Here is a 12,177-nt window from a genome sequence, read left to right on the forward strand (position 1 = left end):
ACCTTGATTAATCGGAGAAATCACGCTTGGCACGCAAATTGATATAGAAATATTATTGATTAATGATATTTGTGAAGTGCGTATGTTTTTCGGTCAACTCTCAGAAACTGATACCTCAAGATACAACCATCCGCCGCTAGGCGGTCGCTGTCAAGATACGATGGCGATCAAAAACAGCGTTTCTGCGCTTTTGGTTTCTAACGGCCTAACACAGGTGCCGAATTCAAAACCGAACTACACTACAAATACAGAGGGATTGCCGGCCACTGCTAGCCAATATTGCCGAGCTATTCGGCAAACGTTGTTTTCCCTGAGTAAGCCGCACAAGGCCGATTTACCCGCAAGCATTTCCATGGCTCTAAACAAAGAGGTGGCTATGACAGATACTGCCCATTCTGCTTTACCAAAATCCGGCTTGCTACGCTGGGAAATAGCCGCAGCGCTATTGATAAAAGTGATCCTGCTTACCGGCCTCTGGTTCCTGATTTTCCGCTGGCAAGAGCGCCCAGTCACCAAACCAGACATCGCTGCGCACTTTGCTTTGCCGGCTACACCCGGCGCCACTAATCCCCTTTCTTCCCCATCCACCCAGGAGACTCGCCATGTTCGGTGACGATATAGTCATGCTGTCACGCATGCAGTTCGGGCTAACCGCGCTGTATCATTTTCTGTTTGTGCCCTTGACCCTAGGCATGACCTTTATCCTCGGCATCATGGAGTCGGTCTACGTGATGACTGGCAAAGAGGTGTACAAGGACATGGTCAAGTTTTGGGGCAAGTTGTTTGGTATCAACTTTGCCATGGGCGTCACTACTGGTTTGACGCTAGAGTTTCAGTTCGGCACCAACTGGGCTTACTACTCGCATTACGTCGGCGACATCTTCGGGCCCTTACTGGCTGCGGAAGGTTGGATGGCGTTCTTCCTGGAATCGACCTTTGTGGGTCTGTTTTTCTTCGGTTGGGACCGGTTGAGCCGGGTCCAGCATTTAGTGGTGACGTGGCTGTTGGCAGTGGGCACCAGTCTGTCGGCGTTATGGATATTAATCGCCAACGGCTGGATGCAGTATCCGGTCGGCGCCGAATTCAACTACGAAACGTTGCGCATGGAGATGACTAGCTTTGCTGATGTGTTTTTCAACCCGGTCGCCCAGGTCAAATTCGTGCATACTGTGGCGGCGGGTTATGTCACCGGCTCGATGTTCGTGCTGGGCATCAGCTCCTGGTACTTGCTTAATAAGCGCGACATCGGCTTCGCCAGACGCTCGTTTTCCATCGCCTCGGCGTTTGGTTTGGCCTCCATCTTATCGGTGATCGTACTAGGAGACGAAAGCGGTTACACATCAGGCGAAACCCAAAAAATGAAGCTCGCCGCCATTGAAGCGGAATGGGATACTCACCCAGCCCCCGCCGGTTTTACCGTGTTCGGCTTGCCGGATCAGGACAATCAGAAAACCGACATGGCACTGAAAGTTCCTTATGTGTTGGGTTTGATCGCCACGCGCTCCATTGATGAAGACGTCAAAGGTCTTAAAGATTTGCGTGAAGAGAGCGTGGTGCGCATCGAAAGCGGCATGCTGGCTTACGACAATTTGCAAAAACTGCGCGGCGGTGACCTAAGTGCCAAGGCAGCGTTCGACGCCCACAAAGCCGATCTCGGTTACGGTTTATTGCTGAAAAAGTACACCGACAAGGTCACCGATGCCGATGCCGTGACCATCCAAAAAGCCGCCAACGACACCATTCCCAAAGTGGCCCCGCTATTCTGGACCTTCCGCATCATGGTGGCTTGCGGCTTTATCATGCTGTTCATCTTTGCAATGACGTTTTACTACTGCGCTACCCGCGTCGCCGATCAAAAACGCTGGCTGTTGCGCATGGCGGTGTGGTGCATCCCGTTACCCTGGATTGCCGCCGAGACCGGCTGGTTTGTCGCCGAAGTCGGCCGCCAACCCTGGACCATCTCCGGTGTATTGCCCACCCATATGAGCGTCTCCAGCCTGAGCGCCGGGCAATTGTGGTTCAGTATCGGCGGCTTTGCCTTGTTCTACACGATATTGCTGATCATCGAGATGTATCTGATGCTGAAGTACGTGCGCCTCGGACCTAGCAGCTTGCATACCGGCCGCTATTGTCTCGAACAGCAAGCCGCCTAATCCATTCGTCAACAGGAGTTCATTATGTTTGATTATGAAACCATCCGCCTGATTTGGTGGGTTTTTATCGGTATCGTCGGCATTGCGTTCGCATTGACGGAAGGCTTTGATTTCGGGGTAGGCACTTTGCTGCCGTTTATCGGTAAAACCGATGTGGAGCGCCGGGTGATTATCAACACCGTCGGCGCTACCTGGGAAGGCAATCAAGTGTGGTTGGTGTTGCTGGGCGGCGCGATATTCGCGATTTGGCCGGCCGTATATGCCACGCTGTTTTCCGGGCTGTATGCTGCAATGTTGCTGGTGTTGTTTTCCTTGTTCTTTCGCCCAGCCGCGTTTGATTACCGCAGCAAGATCGAAGACCCGCGTTGGCGCAACAGTTGGGACTGGAGCTTGTTCATCGGCAGCAGCTTGCCGCCGGTTTTGCTCGGCGTGTTGGTGGGTAATTTGCTTCTAGGTCTGCCATTTCATTTCGATCAAGATCTGCGCTCGTTTTACGACGGTTCGTTCTGGGCGCTGTTGAGTCCATTTGCCTTGCTGTGCGGTGTAACTGGGTTGTTGCTGACCACTTTTCACGGCGCATTGTTTCTGAAATGGCGGAGCGAAGGCGTGATTCAAGAGCGCGCTGTAAACACCGTGAATGCCCTGGGTCCGATGCTATTACTAGCATTGGCTGCGATCACGCTTTGGGTATTTGTCGGTATTGATCGTCCGGAAATTACCCAAATGGCGGCTACCGATGCGCCATCTAATCCGCTGCATAAAACCGTGATTGCGCATGGCGCTAGTTGGTTGCAGCATTTTATGAGTTACCCCTGGATGTGGTTGGCACCGCTGACGGCATTTGTCGGTATCGCTTTGGCTTGGCTTCTGGGCAAGGGCGAGTCCAGGATGGGGGCGTTCGTACTCAGTAGTCTGGGCATTACCGGTGTGGCGTTGACTGTTGGCTTTGGTCTTTTTCCCTTCCTGCTGATTTCATCGACTGCGCCCGGTTCCAGCCTGACCTTGTGGGACGGTACCTCCAGTCACAACACCTTATTGCTTGGGTTTTGGATCACCATTATTTTTCTGCCCATCGTGCTGCTATACACCCGTTTTGTGTACCGGGTGATGTGGGGCAGCGTGACCGAAGCGGCTGTGCTTAAAGACAGCCACACACTTTATTAAGGAGACACATCATGTGGTATTTCGCTTGGATACTCGGCGTCGGTTTCGCGGCGTCCTTTGCCATCATCAACGCCATGTGGCTGGAATCGGTATGCGACATCGACCATCACGGCATCGATCAATCGTGCGAGAGCTTGGCGCAACGCAGCAAAGAGAGGTTGTCATGACCACCGAGCGCATTGTCCGTATTGTCGCCGGCTTGTTTGTATTGCTGTCGCTGAGTCTCGGCGTGGAAGGCAGCCCGCTATTTCAGTCCAGCAACTGGCTTTGGTTTACCGCATTTGTCGGCGCCAACTTATTTCAAAGCGGTTTTACCCGATTCTGCCCGCTGGAAATGATTCTTAAAAAATTGGGCATCAAAGAAAGCTGCCAATAACAGCGGCAAAAAATAATTATCTATCAATTCGGAGTAGTCTCATGGCAAAAATCGTAATCGTAGGCGCGGGCATCGGCGGTATCCCGATGGCATTGGAAATGAAAGAAAACGCTCGGAAAGAAGACGAGGTAGTGGTGATCGCCGATACCCCGACTTTTCATTTCGTCCCGTCCAATCCTTGGGTAGCGGTTAACTGGCGTAAGCCGGAAGATATCAAGGTGGAATTGGCACCGATGTTCAAGAAAAAGAAGATCGGCTTTATTCAACAAAAAGTCACCCGTTTTCATCCGGAAAACAATCAGGTAGAACTGGCCGATGGCTCGCAAGTCGATTACGATTTTTTAGTAATCGCCACCGGACCGAAACTGGCCTTTGACGAGGTGCCGGGTTTGGGGCCCAACGGCCACACCCAATCGGTGTGCCATGTCGATCATGCCGGCGAATCCGGTGAATTTTGGGATAAGTTTGTCGAAGATCCGGGTCCGATTATTGTCGGCGCTGCCCAAGGGGCGTCTTGCTTTGGCCCTGCCTATGAATACATGTTCATCGCCGAAACCGACCTGCGGCAACGTAAAATCCGCGATAAGGTGAAAATGACCTATGTCACCTCGGAACCCTACATCGGCCATTTGGGCTTGGGCGGCGTGGGCGATACCAAAGGGATGCTGGAAGCCGAGATGCGGAACAAACATATCAATTGGATTTGCAATGCCAAAATCGACAAGATCGAAGCCGGCATGATGTATGTCACCGAAGTGGATGAAAACGGTCAGGAGAAAAAGAAACACGAGTTACCGTTCAAACACAGTATGATTCTGCCGGCTTTTAAAGGTGTCGATGCCTTGACCGGTATTGACAAGCTTGTGAATCCCCGCGGTTTTGTCATCGTTGACGAGAATCAACGTAATCCCACGTATAAGAATGTCTACTCCATTGGGGTTTGCATCGCCATTCCACCGCTTGAGCAAACTCCAGTGCCGACCGGCACGCCTAAGACCGGTTACATGATCGAGTCGATGGTTACTGCTACGGCTCATAACATACGGGCAGAACTGGATGGCAAGCAGCCTAAAGAAAAAGGTACCTGGAATGCACTATGTCTGGCGGACTTCGGCGACTCCGGCGTCGCTTTCCTGGCCATGCCGCAAATTCCGCCGCGTAACGTGCAGTGGGCTTCAAGTGGTAAATGGGTGCATTTGGCTAAAATTGGTTATGAAAAATACTTCATGCGTAAAGTTCGCAAGGGTATTAGCGAGCCTTACTATGAAAAACTGACCTTAAAAATGTTTGGCATTATGCGTTTGAAAGGCTGACACTGGTTTGCGCCGCGCTGATAGGGAAGGACAAACGCAACAGTGCCGTTGGCCAACCAATGGCGCTATGCGTCTAGACTTCCCTATCAATCCATTTGCCCTAATTGCATGCAGATTACTCAATGATACATCGAACTTTATGGCGGTTAGTTTTCGTGCTGATGCTGGTTTTGGAGACGGCCTTAGCCGATACCGAACCCAGTCAATATAGCCTGGAACAAGCCATTGACACCGCGCTGGCAAATAATCCGGAGCTGGGCATCATGCAAGCACGTATTGAACAAGCCAATGCGCAATTGGGCGAGTCCCTGGCCAGCTTTTACCCGCAGATTAAAGCCAGCTTGTCTTACCAGCACAGCGATAATCCGGCGCAAGCCTTTGCGATGATCATTGCCCAGCGCCGGCTCAGCTTTGCCGGCAACGACTTCAATCATCCCGGCGGTGTTGATAACTATCGGCCGCAAGTGACAGCGACATATTCGTTGTTTCGCGGTGGACAGGACTACTACCGCAAACAGGCGGCGGAATTGGGTATAGAAACCTCGGAACTGGAAAAAGCCGCGACCCGCAATCAGTTGGTGAATAACGTCACCGCAGCCTATTACGGCGAGTTGGCGGCAATGGAAGCCCACGAGATTAGTCGGCGCTCGATTACAGCAGTGCAAAGCGAGTTGGATCAGTCACGGATTCGCTTTGATGCCGGCACCGTATTAAAGTCCGACGTCTTGTCCTTGGAAGTACAATTGGCCGAAGCCAAGGATGCGGAAATACAAGCTGCAAACGCCATCGAGCTGGCGCAGAGTATGTTGAAAACCTTGCTGGGCTTACCCGTTAACGCACCTTTTACCATCGATACAACTCGGCAAGCCGCATTACCGGCCAGTCCGGCGGTTTTTGACGAATTACTGAATCAAGCACTGAGCAACCATCCTGAACTACAAGCCGCGCAGAAGCGTGTGGCGATGGCCGAACGTCAGCTTGATGTCGCGCAAGCCGCGCACCTACCCCGCGCCGACGCCTTTGTCAGCTACGGTTCCGATAGCAAAGATCTAGCCTTCAGCAGCAACCGCGATAACGTCACCGCCGGGGTGATGGTGGAAGTGGATGTGTTTTCCGGCTTTGCCACGCAAGAAAGAATCAAAAAAGCCGAGCACGAATTAACCGCCGCCCAAGAGGCGGCCAGGCAAACCCGGTTACGCATTGAAAATCAGCTCAAATCCGCGCAAGTCAAGCTACAAGACGCGCTAAGCCGCGCCGAAGTGAGCGCCGTTGCGGTTAAGGCCGCGGAAGAAGCCTTGCGATTAGTCAATGAACAGCGCCAAGCCGGTGTCGTGACCGTGACCCGTTATATCGAAGCTGAAGTGGCGCGCGATAAGGCGCATACCCGACAAATCACTGCACGTTTCGATGCCTTGCGGGCCGAAGCGGAACTGAAACAAGCCACCGGTTACTGGCAATAAAGGAGTCACGATGACCGAACATTTTTCTGAATCAAATGCGCCGAGATGGCTTATCCCTGCGGCAGCAATCACGGCGTTATTGCTGGTGATTTTATTTGCCCTGGGCATCTTGGGCGGCGAGGACAAGACCGAACCCGGCAATACCGATCTGCCTCAGAGCAGCTTACCCGCAGGCGCCCAGACCTTAAAAGTAGGCACACAGACCGCGGAGAATAATTTGTCCTGGCAAGGTGTGGTCAAATCCCGCCTGGCCGCCAAAATTGCCCCGAAATTGAATGCGCGGATTCTGGAAATAGCTGTCAATCCGGGTGACAAAGTTAAACAAGGCCAAGTCATTGCCCGTTTAGATGATCGCGATTTGCGGGCGGCTTACAATGCCGCCAGCGCGGGGCAGATGGCGGCTCAGGCACAGGCGGCGCAGGCCAATGCCGAAGAAAAACGCATTACCGATCTCTACAACAAGCAAGCGGCCACTCGCCAAAACTACGAAGCGGTGCTGGCGCAAGCGCAAAGTGCCAGAGCCATGGCCAATCAAGCGGCCAGTTCCGCGCAACAAAGCAAAGTGATGCTGGGCGAGAACGTACTCTATGCGCCGTTCGGCGGAGTAGTGGGAGAGCGTTTACAAGAGCCGGGCGACATGGGCTTGCCTAATCAAGCGATCGTCACCTTGCACAAACCGGACGACTTGCGTTTGGAAGCAGCCATTGCCAGCCACTGTGCCGCAGCCATCAGGTTGGGCATGGAAGTAAAAGTGCGCTTCGACACGCCGCAACAAACGCTGGCTGCGACCGTCGATGAAATCGCGCCGGAAATCGATCCGCAAACCCGCACCCTGGCGGTAAAAGTTAAATTACCTATTATGCCTGGTTTGCAACACGGCCAATTCGGTTGGCTGGAGCTGGCTTGTGCCAGTGCACAACAAGCCGTGATGATCCCGTCTGCAGCCATTTTGCATTACGGCCAACTGCAAGCGGTTAAAGTACTGGATGGGCAAAGGCTATCGACGCGACATATTCGCACAGGTAAGCAGTATGGCGACCAGGTCGAAATACTTTCCGGATTGCGCGCGGGCGAAACCATCTTGAGTAACGCTGGGTTGGGGCAATGAGCGAGTTGAACAAAGCCATGGAAGCGAAAAAGGACAGTCTGACGGTTGCCATCGTTCGTTTATTTACCACCTCGCATTTATCGTTGCTGTTTTTATTGATTTCGCTGTTGGCGGGAGCGGCAGCATTGACCTTGACGCCGCGTGAGGAAGATCCGCAAATCATCGTGCCGGTGATGGATGTGTTCGTGCATTACCCCGGCGCCAGCAGCGAAGAAGTGGAAAAGCGCGTGACCACGCCTTTGGAAGTATTACTCAAGCAAATCCAGGGAGTGGAATACGTCTATTCTGCCTCCCGGCCGGGCGAGTCGCTGGTGACAGTGCGCTATCGGGTGGGCGAGAGTATCGAAGACAGTCTGATCAAAACCCGCGATAAATTGCAAGCCAATCTGGACATTATTCCGCCCGGCGTCACTGATTGGGTCGTCAAGCCGGTGGAAATCGATGATGTGCCGATCTTGCTATTGAGCCTATCGATGCCCAAGGCCAACGAAGACATTATGGCGGTACGCCGCATCGCCGAAGAACTGATCGAGCGCTTGCGCGTCATCGACGACGTGGGCAAAAGTTGGGTTATTGGCGCCGCGCCACGACAAATCTCGGTGTACCCGGATCCCGCCAAGTTGCAAGCCAGCGGCCTAAGCTTGCCGGAAATTCAACAGGCTCTGGCGCAAAGCAATGTCAATCTGCCAGCCGGACGATTGAATCAGCACAATAACGAAATCTTGCTGGAAGCCGGGCCGCACTATGAAACGCCGGAGCAGGTCGGGGCGACGGTGTTAAAAAACGTCGCCGGCCGTCTGGTGTATTTGCGCGATGTGGCGCAGATCGTCGATGGCCCGCAGGACACCGACTACTACACCCGCATCGGCTTCGGTCCCGGTGTGGAGCAAATGCAGACGGTAGGGCACAAAGGCGGTTCTCTACCGATGGTCGGCGAAGAACGGCAAATGGCTACCATCGCCATTGCCAAACGCCGCGGCAGCAATGCGGTTGGCGTGGCAGAACAGGTGTTGGAGCTGACCGAGCAATTGCACGGCACGCTGATCCCGGATGAAGTGCTGGTCACAGTCACCCGCAACTACGGCGAAACCGCCGATCACAAAGTCAATGAATTGGTGATGCATCTGAGCATCGCAATTCTGACCATTATTGTTCTGCTGGCGCTGGCGCTGGGTTTTAAAGAATCGCTGATCGTGTCGTTGGCAGTGCCCATGACCTTTGCGATTACCTTGTTATGCGATTTGATCTTCGGTTACACCATCAACCGGGTAACCTTGTTCGCGTTGATTTTATCCTTGGGTCTGCTGGTCGATGACCCGATTGTGGATGTCGAGAACATTCATCGCCACTACAAAATGCGCAAAGAGCCACCTTTACAAGCCTTGCTGACAGCGGTGAACGAAATTCGCCCGCCGACCATCCTGGCCACCTTCGCGGTGATCATGTCCTTCGTGCCGATGTTTTTTATTACCGGCATGATGGGGCCGTATATGGCGCCCATGGCCTTCAACGTGCCGATCGCCATGTTGATGTCCTTGCTGATCGCCTTCACGGTGACGCCTTGGGCCAGCTATAAATTGTTGAAAGGCGATTACGGTAAAGATCACGGGCCGGAATTTCGCTTACAGGAAACCCGTGGTTTCAGGGTGTATCAAGCCATCATGGCGCCGCTGCTGCAGCATAAAGCCAAAGCCTTGTGGTTTTTGCTGGCGGTGTTCGTGGCGTTTGTCCTATCAACGTTGATGGCGGTGACCCGAGTCGTACCGCTGAAACTGCTGCCGTTTGATAACAAAAACGAGCTGCAATTGGTGATAGACATGCCGCGTGGCTCGTCTTTGGAAGCGACTAACGAAGTTGCATCGGCATTGGGTCAGTATTTAGCCACGGTCAACGAAGTGAGTAGCTATCAAACCTATGTCGGTTTGGCGTCGCCTATGGATTTCAATGGTTTGGTGCGGCATTATTATTTGCGCCAGGGTGCTTATGTCGGCGACCTGCGCATCATTCTGGTGGATAAATCTCGCCGCGGGCAACAATCGCACGCGATTGCCTTGCGGATGCGTCCGGATATAGAACGCATCGGCCAAAAATACGGCGCCAACCTAAAAATTGTGGAAATGCCGCCGGGACCGCCGGTGTTGTCCAGTGTGGTCGCAGAAATTTACGGCCCGCCGGAAGCCGGTTATCAGGACTTGGTGAAGGTGTCCAAACAAGTCCGTGAACATTTGCAAACGACCGAGGGCGTGGTGGATGTGGACGATTATGTGCAAGCGCCGCAAGACCAATGGCAATTTGTGTTGAACCAGGACAAAGCAGCGCTATTGGGCATTACTAATCAGCAGGTGGCCAGTAGTTTGAAACTGGCGGTAGAAGGCGGCATCGCCGGTACTTTGCATATCGCCAGCGAACGGCAACCGCTACTGATTTCCCTGCAATACCCTAGATCAGAACGCTCATCTGAAGCCGATTTATTAAACCTGTCGGTGAAATCGGCGAAAGGCGATTTGATTCGCTTAAGCGAAATCGGGCGGTTCAGCCACGAGCTAGCGGATCAAACCATCTATCACAAAAACTTACGCCAGGTGTCGTATGTCCTAGCTGAAATGGCCGGACGGAGCCCGGTGGAAGCGGTATGGGATCTGCTGGACGCCTTGGAACAGCAACCGCTGCCAGCCGGTTACAGCGCGGAAATGGCCGGGGAGGGCGAATGGAAAATCACCGTCGATGTGTTCCGCGACCTAGGCTTGGCCTTCGCGGCGGCGATGGTGATGATCTACATCCTGCTGGTCGGCCAGACCGGCTCTTTGGGTGTGCCGCTGATCATGATGATCGCCATTCCCCTGACGGTGATCGGCATCATGCCGGGCTTTTGGTTCATCAATCTGTTTGCGTCCGATGTCGGGCAATATGCCGATCCCGTGTATTTCACCGCCACGGCGATGATCGGCATGATAGCCTTGGCCGGGATCGTGGTGCGTAACTCCATTATATTGATCGACTTTATCGAAAATATTTATCGGGGTAATCCGGATATCAGTCTTGCCGATGCCATCATCGAAGCAGGGGCCACCCGATTGAATCCGATCTTTTTAACGGCGGCTTCGGCGGTGTTGGGCTCGGTGATGATCGTCCTCGATCCCATCTTTTCGGGCTTGGCCTGGAGCTTTATCTTCGGCATTATTGCCTCCACCTTGTTTTCGTTGGTGGTGATTCCCTTGGTGTATTTCTTGATCAACCGCGAGATGCCCAAGCAAGTGCCAGCCGAAGACTAGCTTATTAGCGCCCGCGATGGCAATTCAGCGGGCGCGGTAACTAGCGTTTTTTGTATACTCGTTACTTATCAACCATCCCTTAGCTTTGAGGCCTCCCTTATGAAACAATCAAACCGCGTTTGCTACTTACTTTCTGTGTTGGGATTATTGACGTGTGTGTCGCCGTTAGTGCAAGCCGACGAGACCGCCAGCAAATTCTCGAGGGAATTGTTAATGACCAAGCCGGTGACTTTACCCAGCAAAGAAGTCGAGAGCCATGTAATGCGGGTGCGCTTCCCCAAGGGCTATAAAACCCCCTCACATACCCACGAAGGGCCAGGCCCCAGATATGTGGTCATGGGCAAGCTGAAAGTCGTCGATGACGGCCAAACCAAAGTCTATAGCCAAGGCGAAGTGTTCTGGGAAACCGGCGCGGAAATGACTGTGGAAAATGTCGGTAAAGGCGAGGCGGAAATTATTATATTTGAGCTTGCGGCGGCTAAGTTAGTTAAGCATTGACCCTGTGCGTATTTAATTAATCAAATAGTCGTTAATGATAGCTCAAGAGGAGTTCAGACAATATGCAAACCTTTCGAGCAACAGCCACATTTACTGCGCAGTCTCATTTAATAGCCGCGCTGCACCGCTTATATAACGCAGTAGATCGTACTCAAAAAAGTCCGGCCGATTTGCTACCGATTGTGGTGTTCATGGCGTTTTCTATTGAGGCCTATTTGAATCAATTAGGTGTACAGCAGCGAGTGTTTCGGGACGATCCCCAAAATAAACTTCAATGGAAACAAAAATTTGAACTTCTTCATCAGCATTGTGGCAAAACTGCTATATGGGGGCACGAGCCACTGCAATTTGCTAGAGCAATTTTCGACTTAAGAGATCGACTAGCTCACGGCAGACGAGATACGGTAATTGGACCGGATTTTTCAAGTCAACAAGATGCCGACGAATTTATTGTTAACGATGAAATGGAACCGGAGTGGTTCAAGGAAATCGACTCCGACTGGTTGGATAAATCGGCCGCTAAATTCGAAACGCTCATGGAATATCTTGCAAAGCTGCATGGTTTGTCCCCCACCGATTATTTTAAACAGTCTTCGAGATGGGTTTATTTGAAAGACTCTGATTTCAATTGAGAACACAATATAAAAGAAACTGTAGTACTGCGCAGTCAGTTTCCCGTCAAAAGGAGGAAATGGAGTCAGGTCTTCCAGTCAAGCATTCTCGGAAGGGTTTGCTGTATTTCAAGTCCGTAAGGTGGAACGCACCGGCGCGATCACAGATGATGTGTGGGTCGCCTCTAGGCATCAACCCTAAGTTAACTGTTATTTGGATGT

General features: G+C 52.4%; 11 protein-coding genes. All 11 read left to right on the forward strand.

Translation table 11 applies throughout. The annotated features are described in order from the left end of the window. The first annotated feature begins 55 nt into the window (after window positions 1–55). The 11 genes from cydP to ACMXD4_RS10705 all read left to right on the forward strand — a co-directional run bounded on the left by cydP (window position 56) and on the right by ACMXD4_RS10705 (window position 11,976). Window positions 56–613: a cytochrome oxidase putative small subunit CydP gene (gene cydP / locus ACMXD4_RS10655; protein ID WP_415880728.1), complete on the forward strand. Its 558-nt coding sequence runs from the start codon at window positions 56–58 to the stop codon at window positions 611–613. After that, window positions 603–2,153 (forward strand): cytochrome ubiquinol oxidase subunit I, encoded by a 1,551-nt coding sequence (locus ACMXD4_RS10660; protein ID WP_415880729.1) that lies wholly within the window; start codon window positions 603–605, stop codon window positions 2,151–2,153. The genes cydP and ACMXD4_RS10660 overlap by 11 nt, the downstream gene beginning before the upstream one ends. A 24-nt stretch (window positions 2,154–2,177) precedes the next feature. Next, window positions 2,178–3,317, forward strand: a complete 1,140-nt coding sequence (gene cydB / locus ACMXD4_RS10665) for a cytochrome d ubiquinol oxidase subunit II (RefSeq protein WP_415880730.1) — start codon at window positions 2,178–2,180, stop codon at window positions 3,315–3,317. 11 nt (window positions 3,318–3,328) lie between these two features. Further along, window positions 3,329–3,484: a cytochrome bd-I oxidase subunit CydX gene (cydX, locus tag ACMXD4_RS10670; protein WP_020481307.1), complete on the forward strand. Its 156-nt coding sequence runs from the start codon at window positions 3,329–3,331 to the stop codon at window positions 3,482–3,484. Then, on the forward strand, window positions 3,481–3,693 hold the full coding sequence (locus tag ACMXD4_RS10675; RefSeq protein ID WP_033156334.1) for a DUF2892 domain-containing protein: 213 nt from the start codon (window positions 3,481–3,483) through the stop codon (window positions 3,691–3,693). The genes cydX and ACMXD4_RS10675 overlap by 4 nt, the downstream gene beginning before the upstream one ends. A 41-nt stretch (window positions 3,694–3,734) precedes the next feature. Then, entirely contained in the window at window positions 3,735–5,006 is a 1,272-nt protein-coding gene (locus ACMXD4_RS10680; RefSeq protein ID WP_033156333.1) for an NAD(P)/FAD-dependent oxidoreductase, read from the forward strand. A 122-nt stretch (window positions 5,007–5,128) separates the two neighbouring features. Beyond that, complete coding sequence (locus ACMXD4_RS10685) at window positions 5,129–6,466, forward strand: TolC family protein (RefSeq protein WP_415880731.1); 1,338 nt, start codon at window positions 5,129–5,131, stop codon at window positions 6,464–6,466. 10 nt (window positions 6,467–6,476) lie between these two features. Continuing rightward, window positions 6,477–7,574: an efflux RND transporter periplasmic adaptor subunit gene (locus tag ACMXD4_RS10690; RefSeq protein WP_415880732.1), complete on the forward strand. Its 1,098-nt coding sequence runs from the start codon at window positions 6,477–6,479 to the stop codon at window positions 7,572–7,574. Continuing rightward, window positions 7,571–10,846, forward strand: coding sequence for an efflux RND transporter permease subunit (locus ACMXD4_RS10695; RefSeq protein WP_415880733.1), 3,276 nt, complete (start codon window positions 7,571–7,573; stop codon window positions 10,844–10,846). The genes ACMXD4_RS10690 and ACMXD4_RS10695 overlap by 4 nt, the downstream gene beginning before the upstream one ends. Before the next feature lie 99 nt (window positions 10,847–10,945). After that, window positions 10,946–11,344, forward strand: a complete 399-nt coding sequence (locus ACMXD4_RS10700) for a cupin domain-containing protein (RefSeq protein WP_415880734.1) — start codon at window positions 10,946–10,948, stop codon at window positions 11,342–11,344. Window positions 11,345–11,406: 62 nt separating this feature from the next. Next, window positions 11,407–11,976, forward strand: coding sequence for a hypothetical protein (locus tag ACMXD4_RS10705; RefSeq protein ID WP_415880735.1), 570 nt, complete (start codon window positions 11,407–11,409; stop codon window positions 11,974–11,976). Window positions 11,977–12,177 lie beyond the last annotated feature (201 nt).

The sequence above is a fragment of the Methylomonas sp. TEB genome (genome assembly GCF_047777895.1).
Taxonomy (GTDB): domain Bacteria; phylum Pseudomonadota; class Gammaproteobacteria; order Methylococcales; family Methylomonadaceae; genus Methylomonas.

What these genes read in the sequence shown, in the direction of transcription:
- ACMXD4_RS10660 (WP_415880729.1), top strand. Translation starts at nt 603, where the DNA reads ATGTTCGGTGACGATATAGTCATGCTGTCACGCATGCAGTTCGGGCTA.
- cydB (WP_415880730.1), top strand. Translation starts at nt 2,178, where the DNA reads ATGTTTGATTATGAAACCATCCGCCTGATTTGGTGGGTTTTTATCGGT.
- cydX (WP_020481307.1), top strand. Translation starts at nt 3,329, where the DNA reads ATGTGGTATTTCGCTTGGATACTCGGCGTCGGTTTCGCGGCGTCCTTT.
- ACMXD4_RS10675 (WP_033156334.1), top strand. Translation starts at nt 3,481, where the DNA reads ATGACCACCGAGCGCATTGTCCGTATTGTCGCCGGCTTGTTTGTATTG.
- ACMXD4_RS10680 (WP_033156333.1), top strand. Translation starts at nt 3,735, where the DNA reads ATGGCAAAAATCGTAATCGTAGGCGCGGGCATCGGCGGTATCCCGATG.
- ACMXD4_RS10685 (WP_415880731.1), top strand. Translation starts at nt 5,129, where the DNA reads ATGATACATCGAACTTTATGGCGGTTAGTTTTCGTGCTGATGCTGGTT.
- ACMXD4_RS10690 (WP_415880732.1), top strand. Translation starts at nt 6,477, where the DNA reads ATGACCGAACATTTTTCTGAATCAAATGCGCCGAGATGGCTTATCCCT.
- ACMXD4_RS10695 (WP_415880733.1), top strand. Translation starts at nt 7,571, where the DNA reads ATGAGCGAGTTGAACAAAGCCATGGAAGCGAAAAAGGACAGTCTGACG.
- ACMXD4_RS10700 (WP_415880734.1), top strand. Translation starts at nt 10,946, where the DNA reads ATGAAACAATCAAACCGCGTTTGCTACTTACTTTCTGTGTTGGGATTA.
- ACMXD4_RS10705 (WP_415880735.1), top strand. Translation starts at nt 11,407, where the DNA reads ATGCAAACCTTTCGAGCAACAGCCACATTTACTGCGCAGTCTCATTTA.